Here is a 20,000-nt window from a genome sequence, read left to right as displayed (position 1 = left end):
ACCGACCGCCGCCCGACACCCGCCGCCCCGTACGGAGCCACCGTGTCCCACTCCGCCCGAACCGAACGAGACCACACCGGACGAGAGCACACCGCCTGCAAGCCCACCCCCACCCCCGCCGAGTGGGACGACTGGCGCTGGCACATGCGCAAGCGCATCAACACCGCCGAGAAGGCCCGGCAGTGGATCAACCTCACCGCCGACGAGGAGCGCGCCATCGCCGGGGTGGCCGGGCGCTACCGCTGGAGCGTCACCCCGTACTACGCCTCCCTGATGGACCCCGACGACCCGAGCTGCCCCGTCCGGCAGCAGGCCGTCCCGGCCGCGGAGGAGCTGCTGGACTTCCCGGGCGCCGAGGTGGACCCGGTCGGCGACACCCTCTACCGGCGGACCAACCGGGTGGTCCACAAGTACCCGGACCGGGTGATCCTGCTGGTCACCGAGACCTGCCCGGTCTACTGCCGACACTGCACCCGCAAGTTCCACACCACCGACCTCCAGGGCAGCTACTTCCGCGACGACGAGGGCGGCTCATACGACGAGGACCTCCGCTACATCGCCGATCACCCCGAGATCCGGGACGTGCTGCTGACCGGCGGCGACCCGCTCAGCTACCAGGACGGCCGGCTGGAGGAGATCGTCGCCGGCCTGCGGGCGATCCCCAGCGTCGAGATCATCCGGATCGGCTCGCGCTTCCCCGTGCTCCTCCCCCAGCGGATCACCGACGAGCTGTGCACGATGCTCTCCCGCTACCACCCGGTGTGGTTGAACACCCACTTCAACCATCCCAAGGAGATCACCCCCGAGTCCGCCGCCGCCGTCGACCGCCTGCTGCGGCACGGCATCCCGGTCGGCAACCAGACCGTGCTGCTGCGCGGCGTCAACGACGACGTGCCCACCATGCGCCGTCTGATGACCGAGCTGCTGCGGATCCGGGTGCGCCCCTACTACCTCTACCACTGCGACAACGTGACCGGCGTCGCGCACTTCATGACCTCCGTCGAGAAGGGCTGGGAGATCATGGACGGTCTTCAGGGCCACATCACCGGTTTCGCCGTGCCGCAGTACGTCCTGACCACGAAGATCGGCAAGATCCCGGTCTCCCGCCCCTCCTTCACCGAGACGCCCGACGGCGGCCTGCTGCTGCACAACTTCCGCGGCCAGCAGCTGCGCGTCGACGGCTCCACGCACCCGATCACGGAGACCGACGCCCGATGACCCTCCACCACCGGCAAGGCCAGCGCTTCCTCCCGTACGGCGCCAACTACCTCGACTGGCAGGACATGACGGAGCTGCGGGAGGTGATCGGCCACAAGGTGCTGTTCCGCTACCAGACCGAGCAGGAGAGCGCGGCCTCCCGGCTGGAGCGCCTGGTGAGCGAACGCCTGGGCGCCGCAAGGACCCTGGCTGTGCACAACTGCACCGAGGCACTGCGGCTGACGCTGGTCTCCACCCGCCCCTCGATCGGCGACCTGGTGTACATCCCGGCGGTCACCTTCGTCGCGGTGGCCGGTGCGGTGCTCTCCAGCGGGCTGATCCCGGTCCTGGTGGACGCCGACGAGTCGCTCGCCCTGGACGCGTCGCTGCTCCCGCCGGATGCCCAACGGGTGATCGTCGCCCACATGGAGGGCTCGGTCGCCGCCCTGCCGAAGGGCGTGCCGTACGTCATCGAGGACTGCGCGCAGACCCTCGGCGGGCGGTTCCCGAACGGCCGGGAGGTCGGCACGGCCGGCTACGCGGGCGTGTTCAGCTTCCACCACAACAAGGTGCTCACCTCCGGCGAGGGCGGGCTGGTGGTGACCGACGACGAGCAGGCCTGGGCGGCGATGCGCTGCTACCACGACCACGGGTCCGCGCGCGTCCCCGGCCACTATCCGACCTGGAACCAGGACGCCTACTACGGCGAGAACTTCGTCACCAGCGAGGAGGTCGCGGCGATCCAGTGCCAGCAGTTCCGGCACCTGGACGAGGTGCTCGCCGGGCTGGAGCGGATGTACGGCCTGGCGATGGAGGCGCTGCCCAACCGCACCGACCTCCACGTGCTCCCGCGCACCAGGGGCGACGTCAAGGTGAGCCTGCGGTTCCGCTGCGAGTCCCGCGAGCTGCGCGACGCCGCCGTGGCCGCCCTGACCGCCGAGGGCATCGCCAACTGGACGCTCGGCAAGTACCTGCTGCCCGAGCACCCGGTGCTGACCGGCCGCCGCTCGCTGTACGCCGACGGCTTCCCCTGGAACCTCGCCCCCGAGGGCCGTCCGCTCGCGCTCAGCCGGGACGACTTCGCCCGCACCCGCGACCTGCTGGACCGCACCCTGTGCGTGCCGCTCTCGCCCGAACTGCCGCAGGAGCAGCAGGCGGTGGCGGTCAAGGCGATCCGGCGCGCACTGGAGGCGGTGTGAGCACGCCCGACCCGGTACTGCTATTGGTGGACGACCGGCCGTCCTCCTTCACCCGCCACGCCGCCGGTACGCTCCCCGAGCACCTGGTGCTTCTGCGCTTCGAGGAGTTGCGCGACGACCTCTCCGAGGACCACCTGCGTCGCACCGCCCACCTGCCCGCCTTCTGGGTGCGCGCCGGGGTCCCGCTGGAGCAGGAGGCGGCGCGCTACCGCGACTGGGCGGCGGGGCAACTCTCCGTCGCGCCCACCCGGTTCTGCAATCCCTCCGAGCCGCGCCAGGCCCTGGCCCACCGCTTCGCGGCACTGGCCGGACTGCCGCACCTGAGCGGGCAGCAGGTCGCCTGGGTGCGCGACAAGACCGAGATGAAACAGCGCTTCCGTGAACTCGGTCTGCGCACCGCCGAGTTCACGCGCGTCCGAACGGCCGCCGAGATCGAGTGGTTCGCCGCCACCCACGGCTGGCCGCTGGTGCTCAAACCGGTGGACTCCTTCGCCTGCGTGGACACCCACCGCCTCGAAGGCCCGCAGTCCCTCGACGGCATCGACCTCACCGCCCGGGACTGGATGGTCGAACAGTTCCTGGGCGGCACCGAGTGGGAGGTCTGCGCGGTCATCCACCGGGGCGACGTGCTGGACGCCTGGCCGAGCGCGATGCCCTGCCGTCCGCTGGACATCGTGGACGGCGCGATGAACGCCAACATCAGCGTCGGCACCGACGAGGCCCCGCGGGTCGACCTGCGTGCCCTGCTCCAGCGGATCGTCACGGGCATGGGCATCGACCACGGCTACGCGCACATGGAGTTCTTCCTGATCGACGGCCGGCTGTACGCCGGGGAGATCGGGCTGCGGCTGGCCGGCTGCGAGATCCCGGCCAACCACGGGCACGCGTACGGCTTCGACGTCTTCGGCGCCACCCTTGACGTCTACCGAGGCTTCCGTCCCGACCTGCGCTACCGGCAACGGCGCTGCGCGGGTGACCTGCTGCTACCGCTGCCGGGCTCCGGGACGGTCTACCGGATCACCCAGACGGAGGAACTGCTGCGTGTCCCCGGGGTGGTCGAAGCCGTTCTCAAGGTCGGTGTCGGCGACACGGTGTCCGCCCGACGGGCCTCGCACAACGCCTCGGGGTACGTCCATGTGGTGGGTGCCTCGATCGAGGAGGTGGAGCGGAGGATGCGCGAGGTGCTCGGCAGGTTCACCATCGAGCTCACGCCTGCGCCCATCGAGGGCTCCACGCCCACGGACCGCCCGGCCTTGGAAGGCGCCCAGTGAGCGAAACCCCGCCCCGCGAGACCACCCCGCCACCCCGGGACACCCTGGCCCGCCGCCTCGGCGCCCTGCTGCGCCGCCCGCGCGTGCCGGCCGTCGCCGGGTGGAGCTTGGTGTCCCGGCTGCCGGTCTACCTGATGTCACTGGCCACCGTCCTGGTGGTGCGCGAGCAGGACGGCAGCTTCGCCCAGGCCGGGCTGACCAGCGCGCTCTACACCGCCGGGATGGCGGCCGGCGGCCCGTTGGTCGCCCGGTGGCTGGACCGCGCCGGGCGCCGGCCCGTCCTGCTCGTCACCGGCCTGCTCTACCCGGCGGCGCTGGCCGCGCTCGCCTGGGACACCCGACCGGGCGGCTGGGCCCAGCTGGCCGTCGCCGCCCTGGCCGGCATCGCGCTGCCGCCCGCCAACGCCTGCATGCGCTCGCTCTGGGCCCGACTGCCGCTCGCGGACACCGAGCGGGACACCGCCTACCTCTGGGAGGCGATCCTCGCCGAGGTGCTGGTGATCGGCGCGCCGCTGATGCTGGCCGCGCTGATGCTGGCGGGTTCCGCTGCCCTGGCCCTCACCGCCGTGGCGGCGCTCGGCGGCCTGGGCGCGCTCGGACTCGCCCTGGTCCGGCTGCCCGCCGGGACGGACCCCGCGCCGTCCACCGAGCGGCGCGACCTGATCGGTCCGCTGCGCAGCCCCGCCATGCTGGCGCTGACCGCGGTGATGGCTGCCTGCGCGGTGCCGATCGGGCTGCTCACCCTGGCCATCCCGGCATTCGTCGCCGCGCACGGCTCCCCCGGCGGCACCGGCACGGTCTACGCCTGCTGGGGCGTGGGCAGCGCGCTGGGCGCCGTCTGGCTCGGCCGCTCGCAGTCCGACGTCCCCGCTCCGGTGCGCTTCCCCCGTCTGGTCCTGGCGTACGCACTGGGCACGGGCCTGACCCTGGCCGCCACTTCCCAGCCGCTGCTGGCGGCCGCTCTCGCGGTGGGCGGCGCGCCGATCGCCCTGGTGTCAGCGGTGGAGATGACCCTGGTCGGCGCGGTGGCGGACGGACGCTCACTGGCGGAGGCCTTCACCTGGGCCTCACTGGCGACGGTGCTCGGCGACGCGGCCGGCCAGCAGGCCGGCGGGCTGCTGGTGGAGCCGCTCGGGCCGCGCGGGGTCTTCGCGGTCGCCTTCGGCGCCGCACTGGCCGCGGCCGCCCTGGCATTCGTCTGCCGCCCGATGCTCTCCCGCGCCGCTACTGCCGCCAAGGCCGCCACCGCCTCGACCGACTCGACCGCCGCCACCGAGCCGGAGCGTGCCGCATGACAGCACCTCCTTTCTGCCTTCCTGCCCTTCCTGCCCTTCCTGCCCACGAGATCCCTCCCGACCCCGAGGTCACCGACGATGAAGTCCGCAGACCAGCTCTTCCGGCCGGTCAAGTTCGCCCAGCTCCCGTCAGCTGTGAAGGAGTTCCTGGAGTCCTCGGAGGCCGACGGGGCTCCCGGGCCAGCGGCGGTGCCCGTCCCGGTCGAGGGCCGGGACGACCTGGCGCAGAGCGTCGAGCTCGCCGCCCGGCTGTACACCGCGCTCGACCGGCCGCGCCCGCTGGACCACGGCGTCATCCTCGGCGCCGAACAACTCCCCGACGGTGTAGCCGACTTGGCCCGCCCGCTGGCCCGCGAATGGCTGACCGAGGAACAACTCGCCGACGCCCCGGCCTTCCTACGAGACCACCACGGCACCCTGCTGCTGGTCGGCCGCTACGACCGGCTCACCCTCGACCCGGTGCGCTCGCTGCTGCTCGCCACCTACCGCAGCCGCACCCACGCCCTCACCCTGCTCAGCGGGCGCGACGCCGCCTCGCTCGCCTGGAGCATCGCCAAGCAGTACGCCCGCCCGGACGCCGGGGTGGACGACGTCGGCCTGTTCACCGACACCGACCGGCCGCCGCACCTGCCCGGCATCCAGGTCTTCGACGACCGGGACTTCGAGCGGGTCGACATCCAGTCCGCGATCCTCGCCGGCCGCTGGCGCAAGGTCGCCTTCCAGGGCCACGGCAAGGACGACAGCGTCAACCTGGGCGAGTTCACCATCTGCGGCCTCAACCCGGCCGCCCCCGCGCGCCCCGGACTGCTCGGCCCGCGCTGCGCCTACGGGCTGCCCTGCTACAAGCCCGAGGACAAGCTCGTCCCGCTGCACCGGGTGCCCGCCGTCGAGGTGGTACTCAGCGCCTGCAACAGCGGGCCGCTGGCCGACCTCGCCCTGTACGACCCCAAGTACCAGCTGCTGCTGAACGCGCTGGACGGGCCCGCCCGTACGGTCGTCGCGGCCGTCTCGGTGCACGACTCGGACCGGCCGGAGAACGTCGCCTGGATGCGCTCCGCGCTGGCCGGCGGCGACACCGTGAACACCCTGAACGCCAGCCTGGCCGGCTCCCACCCGTACCCGGCCTTCCTGCGCTTCGGCCTGCCGGACTCGACGGCGACCGCGCAGCCCGTCTTCGCCGACCACCGGCCGGACCCCCTGCTGCTCACCGTCGGCCGCCGACTGACCGCCCTGCTCGGCTCCGAACTCCTGCCGCACAACCACGCCTTGCGCCCCCGGCTGACCAAGCTGGCCCGCAAGGTGGACCTCTGGGTGGCCCGCCCCACCCATCTGGCCGACCAGTCCGCCGACGAGGTCCGCGCCTCGCTCACCGCCGACCTCCAGTCACTCGACCACGTGATCGCCGGGCAGGTCACGGCGAACCCCGAGGACGAGCTGATGAACTACCCGGCGCACTTCGGCGACCGAAGCTCGCTCGACCCCGAGGTCCACGAGGTGACCTGCCACTGCGGGCGACCCGCCCAGGAGTTCACCCGGCGCGGCCTGCTGCCCAACGTGCTCGACACCGTCTGCACGGTCTGCATGCGCTGCGGGGACGTCACCTTCCGGCTACCGGAGGCGCCCGCCGTGCTGGCGTACAGCGCCGACGAGGTCCGCCAGGGCGGTGTCCTGGAAGTGCGCGCCTCGCTCTCACCCGCCCGCAGCGGTCCGGTCCGGCTCGGCCTGTTCGTACCCGGCTATCTGCGCGAGGACATTACCGTCGAGCCGGAGTCCGCGAAGGTCCGCGCCGTCGCCGGACAGCCGCGGGACGTGCACTTCCGGGTCCGCTTCGACCCGGCCACCGCCCCGCAGGCGTACTACTTCACCGTCTTCGCCGTCCAGGACCTCGCCGTGTCCACGGCCCGGCGCCACTTCGGCGTCCTGCCCGGCTGAACCCCAGCGCCCCCGCACTCCCGACCGGAGGACACCCCCCATGACCACCACACCCAGCACCAAGCCCGAGATCCAACTCATCGAACAGGACGGCGAGGTGACCCTCAGCATTGGCGGCGAGCAGGCCATGCAGGCCTGGGAGCGAGACCTGATGTGGGCCAGCGCCGACCTGCTGTGCGAGTACGGCCAGGACTTCTACGAGGTGGGCCTGGGCCTCGGCCTGTCCGCCCTGCGGATCGCCGGGAACCCGGCCACCCGCAGCCACACCGTGCTCGAACTCTTCGACGAGGTTGAGGAGTTGTTCCGGAACCAGCACCCGCAGCTGCCCGCCAACCTGGCCGTCGAGCGCGGCGACTTCTTCCAACGGATCTTCGAGCTGCCCTCGGATAGCATCGACGGCATGTTCTTCGACCCGGCGCTGGACATGGACGTGTGGACCGACTCCGAGCTCTGGGCCCGGACCATGCCCCAGGTGGTCCGGGTGCTGCGCCCGGGCGGCGTCTTCATCCCCTTCTTCAGCACCAAGCCCGAGCTGCGCTGGCAGTACACCCCGCACTTCCGCCGCATCCGGGTCGAGCGCCACCCGTACACGGCCTACGACACCACCGAGTACACCTACGGCACCAGCGGCGACGCCTACATCCAGTGCTTCCTAAAGGACTGACCGCCATGACCGAGCACACCCATGCCCCGCCCCGATCCCTCTTCCTGGCAGGCCCGTTCATCCAGCTGCTCGACCCGGCGACCGGCGAGATGCCGGCCGGCGCCCGGGCGCCCTTCGACCTGCTGATCAAACACTTCGAGGCCCAGGGCACCGCCGTGCACAACGCCCACCGCCGGGAGGCCTGGGGCGCCGAGCTGATGCGGCCCGACCAGTGCACCAAGCTCGACCAGGACGAGATCCGCAAGGCCGAGCTGTTCGTCGCCCTGCCCGGCTCGCCGGCCTCACCCGGCACCCACATCGAGATCGGCTGGGCCAGCGCCTTCGGCAAGCCGATCGTGCTGCTGCTGGAACGCGGCCGGGAGTACACCTTCCTGGTCCAGGGCCTGCACACGGTCGCGACCGTCGAGGACGTGGTCTACACCGACCTCGCCACCGCACTGCCCGCCGTCGACCGCGCGGTCCAGCGGGTGCTGGCCCGACACCTCATCTGATTCCCTCACCACCGACAGGAGTACACGGCGTGCGACGCCCCCTCACCCTGTTCACCGTCCTCGCCGCGATCCTGTCGGTGGCTGCCGCCCCGCCCGGTCGCGTCCCCGCCGACCCGACGCGCACCCCCGGCACGCCCGCCTACACCGTCGAGCTACGCAGCGACGCCACCGGCGCGCACTGGCGCGGCCACGAGCGGATCACCTTCGCCAATGTCTCGCCCGAACCGCTGCGCGAGGTGCACCTGCGGCTCTGGGACAACTTCCGCGGCGGCTGCGCGTCCCCGTCCGTCCGGGTGACCGGTCTGGCTGGCACCCCCGAGGTCGCCTGCACCGCGCTGCGCGTCCCGCTGCCCCGCCCGCTGGCCCAAGGCGCCTCCGGCACCGTCGAGTTCGACCTCGCCATCGACGTCCCGGACGGCATCGACCGCTTCGGCCGCGACGGCGCCTTCAGCTTCGTCGGCAACGCCCTGCCCGTCCTCGCCGTCCGCGACGGGGCGGGCTGGCACCTCGACCCGTACTCCGAGCTCGGGGAGTCCTTCTACGCCCTCACCTCCGACTTCGCCGTCACCCTCGACCACCCCGCCGACCTGTCGGTCCCCGCCACCGGCACCGCCGTCGACACCCCCGGCGAGCCGGGCCGTACGGTCACCCGGGCGGCCGCCAAGCACGTGCGCGAGTTCGCCTGGGCGGCGGGGCCGTTCCGCCGGATCGCGGGCCAGTCAGGCAACGGCGTCCGGATCGCCGCCTACTCGACCGCCGGCGTCAGCGCCGAGGACGCCCGCAAGATGCTCGACCTGTCGCTGCGGACCATCGACGCGCACTCCGCGAACTACGGCACCTACCCGTACGGCGACCTGGCCCTGGTGCTCGACGACGCCTTCTCGTTCGGCGGCATGGAGTACCCGGCCTTCGTCCTCGCCCGGGTCAGACCGTCCGCCGTGATCCACGAGTTGGCGCACCAGTGGTGGTACGGCATCGTCGGCGACGACCAGTACCACGCGCCCTGGCTGGACGAGTCCTTCGCCGAGTACGCCATGGACCTCGCCCTCAACGACACAGGCGAGGGCTGCACCGCCGCCACGCCCTGGAAGGCCGCGGCCGAACGCCTCACCAACCCGATGAGCTACTGGGACACCCACCCCGACCGCTACGAGGCCGTCATCTACGACCACGGCTCCTGCGCCCTGCACGAACTGCGCCGCCTGATCGGCCCGGACACCATGTCCGCCCTACTGCACGACTACGCCCACGCGCACTGGAACGGCCTCTCCACCACCGCCGAGTTCAAGGCCGCCGCCCAGGCCGCCACCCGCGTCGACCTGGGCCCCTTCTGGCGCGAGCACCGCATCGACTAGGGCCTGCCTCCAGGGCATTGTCGCGGTCCCGGCAGGGACCCGAGCGGCAGGCCCTGGGCCTCCGCCGGGTCCGTTAATCGGTGGCCCGGCCCTCCCACGCGCTCCTACAGTGTCCGCCGGATCAAGGACGTTCAGGGAGCCGGACATGCGAGTGCACTACCCCCGGACGCCGCACCTCCCCTGGTCACCGGGGGCGGCGGCGGACGACGTACGGAGCCGCGACCTCTCCGGCCTGGCCGGGGCGGAGGTCGTCGTCACCGAGAAGCTCGACGGCGAGAACACCACCCTCTATCCCGACGGCTTGCACGCCCGCTCGCTGGACTCCGCGCACCACCCCTCCCGGGCCTGGGTCAAGGGCCTGCAGGTCCGGATCGGCGCCAGGATCCCGGACGGCTGGCGGATCTGCGGCGAGAACCTGTTCGCCCGGCACTCCATCCCGTACACCGACCTGGACAGCTGGTTCTACGGCTTCTCCGTCTGGACCGACCAGGACCACTGCCTGGACTGGGACGACACCGTCCGCTTCCTGCGCCGCCTCGGCGTGCCCACGCCCCGGGTGCTGTGGCGCGGCCGCTACGACGAACGCGCGCTGCGTGCCCTGCGGTTGGACCTCGACCGACAGGAGGGGTACGTCGTCCGAACCGTCCGGGGCTTTCCCCGGGCCGAGTTCGGCGAGCGGGTCGCCAAATGGGTCCGCCCGCAGCACGTGCGCACCGGCACCCACTGGATGCACGCCGCCGTGGTGGAGAACGGGCTCGGGCCGAACGCCGCGCTGTGGTCGGTGCGTTCGGGCCAGCTGCCCGAACTCCCGATGCTGGCCGAGGCCCTGGAACTTCCCGACCCGAGCTGCCCGCCGGAGGAGTTGGCGGAGGTCTCCGTCCGGCTGGACGAACTCGGCCGCACCGGGGACGCCCGACTGGCCGGTGTGCTCGCCACCGCACTGCGCACCGCCCGCCGGGAGCAGCTGGCACCGCGGCTCGCCGGGCGGCTCGGCCTGCCGCTGGCCCGGCGGGTCGCCGACCTGGTCGGGCTGCACCCCCGGCTGCAGCAGCCGTACCCGGACGAGAACCGCCGCGCCGGGCTCGTCCGGCTCTCCCACGCCGCCGACCTCGGCGTACTGCATGCGGTGGCCGCGACCGCCGCCCCCGGCCAGACAGAGCGCGAGCAGGTCGCCTGGTCCGCCCTGCACGCCGAGGACGCCGGACTACTCGGCCCCGACCCGCTCGGCCGGCTGCGCACCGGCCTGCGCGAGGCGCTCGCCGACCTCGACCGCGACGTCGCCGACCGCTGCTGGGCGCAGGCCCGCGAGGCCTACGCGCTCGGCCGGATCTCCACCGTCGAGGAAGCGGTCGCCGCCTCCTGGCGCTGGCGGGACGGCCGCTTCCCCCGACTGGTCCAGCTGAGCGGCCCGGCTGGCAGCGGCAAGAGCACCTTCGCCGCCGCACTGCCCGGGGCCGCCACCCGGATCAGCCTGGACGACCTGCGCGCCGCCCGCGGCTCGCGCGCCGACCAGCGCGACAACCCCGAGGTGCTGCGCGAGGCCCTGGACCGGCTGGACGAGGCGCTCGCCGACCCGGCCGCCACCGTGGTCTGGGACGCCACCTCGCTCAACCGCCACCAGCGCTCCCACATCCACGCCATCGCGCAGCGTCGCGACGCCCTGGTCACCCAGGTGGTGCTGCTGGTCGGCGAGGAGGAACTGCTGCGCCGCAACGCCGTCCGGCCGCACCCGGTACCGCCCGAGGTGCTCACGGCCCAGCTGCACCGCTACAGCCCGCCCTACCCGGGCCAGGCCCACCGCACCTGGTACGTCGGCCCGGGTGGCACCGTGGAGGACACGGCGGGCACGCTCCACTCGCCCGACACGCCCGGCCCCGAGGAGGACTGATGCGCCCCATCGAACAGGTCTGCCAGCGCATCCGCTGGGACGCCCGTTTCGACCCGGCCCGGTTCACCCTGGGTGTGCGCCAGCGCGACGACCGCACCAAGCGCGTCCCGCTGGAGTCCTTCGCCGCCTCCGGCGAGATCCCCTGGCACCGGGTGCACTGGGTCGAGGCCGACGGCGTGCGGGTCTGGGACCGCGCCACCGGCGTGGACATCCTTGACACCACCGAGGCCGGGCACCGCACCGAGCCGCGCCGGCTGCCCGCCCCCTTCTTCACCGCCACCGCGCCGTACGTCTGGCGGCCGGAGGGCGGCTGGCAGCCCGGCGGCGATGCCGGCGCCGATGCCCGCACTGCCGCCACGGACAGCCTGCGCGTCGTCACCTGGAACACCCTGTGGGACCGCTACGACGCCGACCGGATCGACACCGCCCGCCGCCGACCGCTGCTGCTCGCCGCGCTGGAGGCCGCCGACGCCGACGTCATCGCGCTGCAGGAGGTCGAACCCGCCCTGGTGGCCCTGTTGTTGGCCGCGCCCTGGGTCCGCGACGGTTACACGCTGGGCACCGACCCGTCCGGCCCTGACGTGGCCGACCACGGGCTGCTGCTGCTCAGCCGCCTCCCGGCGCTGGAGGCCGGGCGGCACCAGCTCGGCCCGCACAAGGCCGTCATCGCCGTCACCCTCCGGACCGCCGATGTGCCGCTGACCGTCGCCGCCGTCCACCTGACCAGCGACCACTCGACGGACGGCCCAGCCCGAAGGCAGGCCGAACTCGCCGAGCTGGCCGAGGGATTGGGGGCGGTGGAGGGCGAGCTGCTGCTGCTCGGGGACTTCAACGACGGCCGTTCCGGCCCGGCCGGCCCGGCCAACGCCCTCGGGCTGCGTGACGCCTGGTCCCAGGTGCACGGCCCGGCCGACGACACCCCCACCTTCGACCCGACCGCCAACCCGCTCGCCGCCGTCTCCTCGCTCACCGGCCGCTCCGGCCGCCTCGACCGCGTGCTGCTCCGCTCCGACCGCGCCCGCGCCACCGCGGCCGCCCTGCTCGGCGACCGCCCGACCGAGGACGGGCTCCACCCCTCCGACCACTACGGCGTGGCCGTGGACCTCGCCCTCGGCGGCGGCTCCGCCGCGGAGACCCTCGACGCCGCACCGACCGCGCGCACCGCCGTCGCCTGGCTGCCGCCCGAGGAGCTGTGGCCGCCGATCCAGCAGCTGCGCGCCGCGTACGACCCCCAGCTGCGGCGCTGGCCCCCGCACGTCAACCTGCTGTTCGGCTTCGTCCCGGAGTCCGAGTTCGACCGCGCCCTGCCGCTGCTCGGAGCGGCCGCCGCCGAGGTCGCGCCGTTCACCGCCCGCCTCGACGGCGTGCACACCTTCGGCCACCGCGAGGACGCCACCGTCTGGCTGGACCCGACCGCCGCCTGCGCCGAGCCCTGGGCGGCCCTGCGGCACGCCCTCGAACGGCGCTTCCCCCGCTGCCGGGGCCGCGCCGAGGGCTACACCCCGCATCTGACCCTCGGACGCGGCACGGACCCGCAGCGGGTGGCCGCCGACTGCGCGGCCCGGCTCAGCGGGTTCTCGGCCCGGGTGGGTGAGCTGGTGGTGCTCTCCCGGCGGGCCGGCGAGCCGATGCGGACGCGGGCGGTGGTCTCGCTGGGAACAGGCGAGGTGCGGGTGCCGCCGGCGGATCCGGTGGTCTCGCTGCGACCTGAGACCGCTGAACGGACGGCTGTTGCCGCCGAGTTGGCCTCGCGGATCGCTTCGGCGCTGCCGGAGGGGGCGGTCCACACCGTCGGCTCGCGGCGGTTGGGCTGCCAGCTGGACGGTGGCGACCTCGACCTGGTGGCAGCCCTGCCCGGCCCGGCCGACCTGGCCGGCGTCCGCGCCCGGGTGGCGGCCGCACTGTCGGAGGCACGACAGGTACGCGAGGTGCGCGGCGCCCGGGTGCCGGGGCTGCGACTGGAGGCGGGCGGGCTCGCCGTCGACCTGGTCGTGGTCTTCACCGGTTCGCTCGACCCCGCCCAAGCCGTCTGCCGGCGCGCCGAGTTGGGCGAAGCGGCCGCGATCGCGCTGAGCGCCGTCACGGACGCCGAGACGCTCCTGACGGCGGTCGGTGAGCGGCACCGACGCTTCGTCCGGCTGGCCCGGGAGGTCAAGACCTGGGCGCGGGCGCGTGGCCTGGACTCCGCACCGTTCGGCCAACTGCCCTCGCTGGCTTGGTCAGTACTGGCCGCGCGGACCGTCCTGGATGCGCACGAGACGGCAGAGGGCGACCTGTTCCAGCGCTTCGCCGAGACCTGGGCGTCCTGGGACTGGCGCCGACCCGTCGGCCTGGCCGCCGACCCGGCCGACCGCCCCGACGCACCCCTGACCGTGCTCACCCCCTCCGCCCCGGTCCGCAGCTGTACCACCCAGGTCAGCTCCGACACCCGCGACCTGCTCACCGAGGAGCTCTACCGCGCCTGGGAACTCACCACCGAGCGTGCCGACCCCTGGCCCGCGCTGCTCTCCCCGCCCCCGCTGCACCGCCGCCACGCCGCCTGGGCCGTCGTCAGCACCGGCGAGGAGTCCCTGGGCGCCGTCCGCGGCCGGCTCCGGGCCCTTCTCACCGCCCTGGAGGAAGCCGGCGCCACCCATCTCCACGCCTGGCCCCACCCCTACCGCACTCCCGACGGCCGCACCCACCTCCCCATCGGTCTCGGTCCCACCCCGCTGACCCGCGCCCAGCTCGCCCCGATCACCACCGCCTGGGCCCGAGGCCTCACGGGTGTCCAGGTGGACCACGCCGAGGGCGGCGCGGTCCCGACGGTTTAGCACGAGTTCCCGGCCCGGCTGGTCGCGCCCCCTCGGCCGACATCAGGAATTATTTGACGGTTCGTCACTTGAGACGGTTGCGAGCGGTCGAGGTGGCCCGAGCGGCCCGGATTCCGCATGATCGGCCCACGGGGGCCGGGCCGATGTCCGGCGGATGCCGAACAGAGGGGCTGCGAAGATGGAAACAGCACGCACACTCGCCCTGGTGGCGGCCACCCTTTCGAGTCTGCGCCTGCCCGGTCAGCCAAGGGTCCCCTGGTCAGAGCGGGATCGCCCGGTCAGCACAGGATCCCGAAACTGTACCCGCGCGCCTTGAGGGTGGACAGGATCGTCGGCAGCGCGGCCGCGGTCTGGCTGCGGTCGCCGCCGCCGTCGTGGAGCAGGACCACCGAACCCGAACGGACGTTGTTCAGCACCCGCGACTGGATCGCGCCCGTCCCCGGTCGGGACCAGTCCGCCGGGTCGACCGACCAGAGCACCACCTGCTTGCCCAGCCCCGCCGCCCAGGAGCGCACCGTGCCGTTGACCGCGCCGTACGGCGGGCGCAGGCACTTGGGGGCGCGGCCGGTCTGGGCGCGGATGGCCTGATCGGTCCTGCTCACCTGGGCGTTGAAGGAGGTGGCGGAGAGCCGGCGCAGGTCCGGGTGCGACCAGGAGTGGTTCTGCACGCTGTGCCCCTGGCGGGCGACCTGCTTGGTCAGCGAGGGATGGGCCGCGACGTTCTCACCGATCTCGAAGAAGGTCGCATGCACCCCGTAGCGGTCGAGGATCGACAGGATCCGCGGCGTGTAGGCGGGGCTGGGGCCGTCGTCGAAGGTCAGGTACACGACCTTGCCCCCGGCCGCCTCCGCCGGTGCGGCCGGCACCCCGACCGCCACTCCCGCCACCAACGCGACGGCGAGCGCGCCGATCGCGGCCCGGATCCGTCCAACTTCCCTGCGCCTGCCGGGTCGTACGGCCATGCCTACCCCTTGCGGTCGGAGCTCCCGTGTACGGACCAGTCTGCGCCCAAGCGCCACGCCCTCGCGACCCTCCCTGGGACGAAAGGGGGTGAAATCGGCCAGCCGAGCGGCGGGTTGACCGGGTCCGACGATCACCCCCGTGCATGGAAGGGCAGGACCGAGCGCCCCCGGCGCGATCCACCGGGAGCGACTTTGACCTGCCCTCCAGCGGTCCTTGAGCGCCGACGGACGGGCGCGGGAGGAATCGGTGTGGCGGACGGCGACGGCGGGGCGCTATGCTCCCCGGCGATGACCACTCTCGCTGATCACAGATCGGAGGGCCCGTCCGCGCAAGGTGAGTGCTGATGAACACTCACACCGCGAACGGGTACGACTCCCACCTCTCCTTCTGGCGGCGCGTACGCGAGTACGCCGTGCCGCCCTCCATGATCGAAACCGCCACCGCGCGGCGCCAGGTCGGCGACTGGGCCGGGGCCTGCGCCGCGGCAAACGTCGAGGTCGAGTTCCGGCTGCGGGATGTCTCGCGTGCCCACGGCCAACAGATCGCTGACCGAGTGCGGAGCGATCTGCGCCGCCTGGCACCGGACTTGCTGCGCTGGCACCTGCCGAGGACCGCCCCCGACGGGCTGCTGCGGCCGGGGCTCACCATGACGCTGGCCCGGTACCCGGGCGAGCGGCCGGTTTCCCTGGTGGTCCGTACGCCACCCGCCTGGGCGGCGTACGGGCAGCACATCAGCCTCGCGCTCTGGGACGGCTACGACGACGGCGGGCCCCGGCATCCGCACCCGCATCCCAGCCGCCGGTTCCGCTACGACCTGCACCGGCACCTGTGGGACGCGGACCGGAGCGGGGAGTTGGCGTCGCGCGCCGGGGCCGGTCCGCCAAGCTCCCAGGAGGCGGAGGGACTCGGCACGCCGGAGCTGCGCTGCGCCGTCGACCGGTGGGCCGCCGAGGCCGAGCTGCTGCTGCGCGCCGACGGGCGCCCGGCCGGACCCGTCGTGGTGCGGCTGGGGCGTCGGCGGCACGTGCTGCTCAGGGCGGGCGAGCCCGTTGCGGAGGCCGCCGGGAACTTCCAAGCGCTGCCGCTGCTGCCCGACGCGGCGACCTGGGCGCTACCCGACCTCGACCTGCTGCACAGCGGCGCGATCGGGCCGGACCGGCTGCACCCACTGGTCGCGGCCGCGCTCGCGCCCGGGCACCAGCCGAGTCGGACGCTCCAACCACCTCCCGCGCAACGGCTGGTGGACTGTCGCGGCGCCCGGCACCGGATCGCCGTGGTCGACGGGGTGCTCACCCCGCTCGACCACGACCCGACCCAGCTGCGCCGCGAGGAGCTGCTCGCCGCGCTGTCCGGCACCCCGCTGCCCTGCCTGCGGGCCGTCGACCAGGCGCACCGCAATCCGGCCGAACTGGTTGGCGTGCGCGAGCGGTTGGATCACGGCGACACCGCCGGGGCGCTGGCCGTGGTCGAGGACCTGCTCGGCTCCCAGGCGGTATTGCGCCCGGGCCCGCTGCGGGACGAGCTGACGGCGGCCGCGAAGCGCCGGATGGCCTACGGCCTCTACCGGGCGGGCCTGACTGATCCGGGGCCCAACGGCTTCCCGTTCCGCCGGCGCCCGTGCCGACGCCGTTCCCGCCTGTACACCGCCGTACGCTGCAACCCGCAGTGCAGCCCACGCTGCAACCCGCGCACCGGCACGCGCTGAAGCCTGCCGGAGCCCCTTGCCGAGCCCCGGTACTTCCGATTTCCCGAGCTTCCGACTTCCTGAGGTGATCACCCATGCCCACGTACGCCCCTGCCACCCGGCTCGACGTCGCCCGCGAACTGCTCACCCTGCTGAACGACACCAGCACCGAGCCCCGCGCCGACATCCAACTGGAGGCCCTCACCCTGGCCGTCGCCGCCGACCTGCCCGTCCTGCTCTGGGGCGAGCCCGGAATCGGCAAGACCGCCGCCCTCAACCAGCTCGCCGAGGCCCTGGAGCTGCCGCTCACCACGGTGATCGCCAGCGTCCACGAGCCCTCGGACTTCTCCGGCCTGCCCATCGTCGGCGACGATCCGGCGCAGCAGGGCGTCCCGCTGGCCCCGCCGGACTGGGCGGTGCGCCTGGTCCGGGCCGGGCGCGGGCTACTGTTCCTGGACGAGCTGTCCACCGCGCCGCCCGCCGTCCAGGCCGCACTGCTCCGGCTGGTCCTGGAGCGGCGCATCGGCGCCCTCCAACTGCCGCCCGACGTAAGGATCGTGGCCGCCGCCAACCCGCGCTCGTCGGCGGCCGACGGGTGGGAACTGAGCCCGCCGCTGGCCAACCGGTTCGTCCATCTCCAGTGGGTGCACGACCACGAGGTGGTGTTGCGCGGCCTCGGCGGGGTGTGGCCGGTCGCCACCCTTCCGCAGCTCGATCCGGCGCAGCTGCCGTCCGCGGTCGCGCTCGCCCGCCGCGCGGTGTGTGAACTACTGTCCGCCCGGCCGGAGTTGGTGCACCGTCTGCCCACCACCGAGACCCGGCGCGGCGGTGCCTGGCCGTCCCCGCGCAGCTGGGACATGACGCTGCGGCTGATCGCCTTCGCCACCGCGGCCGGCTCCTCCCGGGAGGTGCTGTCGCTGCTGGTCCGGGGAACCGTCGGGGACGGTCCGGGGCTGGAGCTGATGGCGAGCATGGACCGGATGGACCTGCCGGACCCGGAGAAGCTGCTCGCCGACCCGGCGAACGCGGTGCTGCCCGAGCGCGGGGACCTGCGCCAGGTGGTGCTGGATGGGGTGGTGGCCGCGGTGCGCAACCGGCCGGAGCGGGCGCGGTGGGACTCGGCCTGGGCGCTGCTGGTGCGGGCGATGGAGACCGGCGCGCCGGATGTGCTGGTCGTCCCGGCCACCACGCTGGCCTCGCTGCGCCGGGAGGACTGGGAGGTACCGGAGTCGATCGAGCACCTGGCCTCGACGGTGGCCCTGTCGCGGCGGGCCGACCGCGCCGCCGCCCGGGCCGACGCGAAGACCCGCCGATGAGCGCGGGCGTGACGCCGCTGGACGTCGGCAGGCGCATCAGGCCGAAGGTCGCCAGGCCGGCCCCCACCCCCCTGGACGCCGGCTGGCAGATCAAGCCGCAGGCCAGCCTGCTGGACCTCGACAAGCTGTACGCCGCCCGACTGCAGGCCGTCCGGGCCCGCCCCTACCTGGCGACCGCGCTGTTCGCCCTGCACCTGGCGGAGTCCCGGCAGGTACCGACGATGGCCGTGGACCGTTACTGGCGCTGCTACGCCTCGCCGGTCTTCGTCGAGCGCACCCCGGTGGAGGACCTGGCCTCGGTGTGGGTGCACGAGGTGTCGCACCTGCTGCGCGACCATCACGGGCGCAGCGACCGACTGGCCCGCGACCTCGGGCTGAAGGGCCAGCACGACCGGCTGCGGATGAACATCGCCGCCGACTGCGAGATCAACGACGACGCGTACGGGGACGGGCTGGTCACCCCCGTGGGCGCCCTGACGCCCAAGCGCCTCCATCTGCCGGAGGGGCAGCTGATGGAGGACTACCTCCGTGGCTTCAGCTTCGACCTGCGCAAGCCGGGCCTGGCCTGGCTGGACTGCGGCAGCGGCGCCGACGGCGTGGACCGCCCCTGGGAGCTGGGGCCGGACGGCGCCGACGGGCTGACCCCGCAGGAGCGGGACGCCGTCCGCTTCCGGGTCGCCGAGGGCATCCGCGCCCGCCCCGGCGACACTCCGGCGGGTTGGCGGCGCTGGGCCGAGGAGGCGTTCCACCCGCCGCAGCCCTGGCGCCAGCTGCTGGGCGCGGCGATGCGCTCGGCGGTCTCCGGGCCCGGCTCGGGCGGGGACTACAGCTACGGCCGGCCCGCCCGCCGCTCGACCGGGCTACCGGGCGTGGTGCTGCCGAGCCTGCGGCGGCGCCCGCCGCGCGTCTCGGTGGTGATCGACACCTCGGGGTCGGTCTCCGACGACGAGCTGGGCAGCGCGCTGCTGGAGGTCGCGGCGATCGGCCGGGCGGTCGGCGGCCGTCACGACCAGGTCACCGTCCTGTCCTGTGACGCGGCCGCGCAGACCGTCCAGCCGATCTGTCAGGCGGCGGGCATCTCCCTGATCGGCGGCGGGGGCACCGATCTGCGCACGGGCTTCGCGGCGGCGCTGCGGACCCGGCCGCAGCCGGACGTGGTGGTGGTGCTGACGGACGGGCAGACTCCCTGGCCCGAGGTCGCGCCGTCCTGTCGTACGGTGGTCGGCCTGTTCCGGAGGCCGGTGCGGTACAACGAGGCCAACCCCGACTACCGGCCGGACGCGCCACCCGCGTGGGCGAGGGTCGTGACCATCGGCTGAGGCGGTCGGGCGGGCTCCCGGCCGACGCGACCGGTACGGCGGACGCGCCCGGTCCCGTTACACTCCGACGCGCAGCGGCGGCGGTACGAACACGGAGGACGGTCCCTTGAGCACGAGCGCGACCGGATCGGCCGAAGCCGCGGACCGGGAGCCCGACGAGCACGCACGGTTCGCCCGCTACCGCCGGGCGTTCGCGGAGGTGGCACCGGCGGACGCGGCCGAGCTGGTGGCACGGGTGCTCGCCGATCCCGACCGGGCGATGGCGAGCGGTGCGGTGTGCGAGTACCTGGACCGGCGTGCGGCGGAACTGCTGACGGAGCCCGGCTTCACGGCCTGGTGCCGGAAGATGGCCGGAGCCGTGGCGGCCGACGACTTCGCCGTGCGGCGCCTGCGCGAGTGGGCGCTGCTCCGCGCGATGGCCCTGGACGAGCCGTGGGAGGAACGGCAGTTGCTGGCGGCGTCCAACTGGCTTCAGTCGCACGCCGCCGAGCGGTCTACGGCCGGGGCCTGTCTGAGCGTCCTGGCCGGGCGGGGGCGCACCCAGCGCATCCGCAACACCGCCGCGTCCCGGCTGCGGCAGCTGCGGTAGCCGGGCGGAGGAGTCCGGTAACGG

General features: G+C 73.8%; 15 protein-coding genes. 14 read left to right on the top strand and 1 reads right to left on the bottom strand.

Features of this window, described 5'->3' with window-relative positions:
• Window positions 1-42 precede the first annotated feature (42 nt).
• From blsG to ACWC9T_RS19060, 10 genes are all read left to right on the top strand, one after another.
• Complete coding sequence (gene blsG / locus ACWC9T_RS19105; protein WP_449822209.1) at window positions 43-1,218, top strand: arginine 2,3-aminomutase; 1,176 nt, start codon at window positions 43-45, stop codon at window positions 1,216-1,218.
• On the top strand, window positions 1,215-2,396 hold the full coding sequence (locus ACWC9T_RS19100) for a DegT/DnrJ/EryC1/StrS family aminotransferase (RefSeq protein ID WP_449822208.1): 1,182 nt from the start codon (window positions 1,215-1,217) through the stop codon (window positions 2,394-2,396). The genes blsG and ACWC9T_RS19100 overlap by 4 nt, the downstream gene beginning before the upstream one ends.
• Complete coding sequence (locus ACWC9T_RS19095; protein WP_449822207.1) at window positions 2,393-3,667, top strand: ATP-grasp domain-containing protein; 1,275 nt, start codon at window positions 2,393-2,395, stop codon at window positions 3,665-3,667. Before ACWC9T_RS19100 ends, ACWC9T_RS19095 begins: the two co-directional genes overlap by 4 nt.
• Window positions 3,664-4,962, top strand: coding sequence for an MFS transporter (locus ACWC9T_RS19090; protein ID WP_449822206.1), 1,299 nt, complete (start codon window positions 3,664-3,666; stop codon window positions 4,960-4,962). The genes ACWC9T_RS19095 and ACWC9T_RS19090 overlap by 4 nt, the downstream gene beginning before the upstream one ends.
• Window positions 4,963-5,040: 78 nt before the next feature.
• A complete protein-coding gene (locus ACWC9T_RS19085) occupies window positions 5,041-6,894 on the top strand; it encodes a hypothetical protein (RefSeq protein WP_449822205.1) in 1,854 nt (617 codons plus the stop codon).
• Between the two features lie 40 nt (window positions 6,895-6,934).
• Window positions 6,935-7,558, top strand: coding sequence for a class I SAM-dependent methyltransferase (locus tag ACWC9T_RS19080; protein ID WP_449822204.1), 624 nt, complete (start codon window positions 6,935-6,937; stop codon window positions 7,556-7,558).
• Window positions 7,559-7,563: 5 nt separating this feature from the next.
• The gene (locus ACWC9T_RS19075) at window positions 7,564-8,049 is read left to right on the top strand and encodes a nucleoside 2-deoxyribosyltransferase (RefSeq protein WP_449822203.1); all 486 of its coding nucleotides are present in this window, start codon (window positions 7,564-7,566) and stop codon (window positions 8,047-8,049) included.
• A 29-nt stretch (window positions 8,050-8,078) separates the two neighbouring features.
• Window positions 8,079-9,404 (top strand): M1 family metallopeptidase, encoded by a 1,326-nt coding sequence (locus ACWC9T_RS19070; RefSeq protein WP_449822202.1) that lies wholly within the window; start codon window positions 8,079-8,081, stop codon window positions 9,402-9,404.
• Between the two features lie 145 nt (window positions 9,405-9,549).
• Entirely contained in the window at window positions 9,550-11,292 is a 1,743-nt protein-coding gene (locus ACWC9T_RS19065; protein WP_449822201.1) for an RNA ligase family protein, read from the top strand.
• A complete protein-coding gene (locus tag ACWC9T_RS19060; RefSeq protein ID WP_449822200.1) occupies window positions 11,292-14,105 on the top strand; it encodes a poly(A) polymerase in 2,814 nt (937 codons plus the stop codon). The genes ACWC9T_RS19065 and ACWC9T_RS19060 overlap by 1 nt, the downstream gene beginning before the upstream one ends.
• Before the next feature lie 278 nt (window positions 14,106-14,383).
• Here the strand turns inward: ACWC9T_RS19060 and ACWC9T_RS19055 are convergent, their stop codons facing one another.
• Complete coding sequence (locus tag ACWC9T_RS19055; protein WP_449822199.1) at window positions 14,384-15,067, bottom strand: polysaccharide deacetylase family protein; 684 nt, start codon at window positions 15,065-15,067, stop codon at window positions 14,384-14,386.
• Between the two features lie 344 nt (window positions 15,068-15,411).
• On the opposite strand from ACWC9T_RS19055, the gene ACWC9T_RS19050 reads away from it, so the two are divergent.
• From ACWC9T_RS19050 to ACWC9T_RS19035, 4 genes are all read left to right on the top strand, one after another.
• Window positions 15,412-16,773 carry a hypothetical protein gene (locus ACWC9T_RS19050; protein ID WP_449822198.1) on the top strand — a complete coding sequence of 454 codons (1,362 nt, stop codon included), beginning with the start codon at window positions 15,412-15,414 and terminating at the stop codon, window positions 16,771-16,773.
• A 74-nt stretch (window positions 16,774-16,847) separates the two neighbouring features.
• Window positions 16,848-18,068, top strand: a complete 1,221-nt coding sequence (locus ACWC9T_RS19045; protein WP_449822197.1) for an AAA family ATPase — start codon at window positions 16,848-16,850, stop codon at window positions 18,066-18,068.
• The gene (locus ACWC9T_RS19040; RefSeq protein ID WP_449822196.1) at window positions 18,065-19,387 is read left to right on the top strand and encodes a vWA domain-containing protein; all 1,323 of its coding nucleotides are present in this window, start codon (window positions 18,065-18,067) and stop codon (window positions 19,385-19,387) included. The genes ACWC9T_RS19045 and ACWC9T_RS19040 overlap by 4 nt, the downstream gene beginning before the upstream one ends.
• Window positions 19,388-19,493: 106 nt before the next feature.
• Window positions 19,494-19,976 (top strand): hypothetical protein, encoded by a 483-nt coding sequence (locus ACWC9T_RS19035; protein ID WP_449822195.1) that lies wholly within the window; start codon window positions 19,494-19,496, stop codon window positions 19,974-19,976.
• Window positions 19,977-20,000: the final 24 nt, after the last annotated feature.

Source organism: Kitasatospora sp. NPDC001159 (genome assembly GCF_053598235.1).
This window is presented reverse-complemented; position numbering and strand designations above follow the sequence as displayed.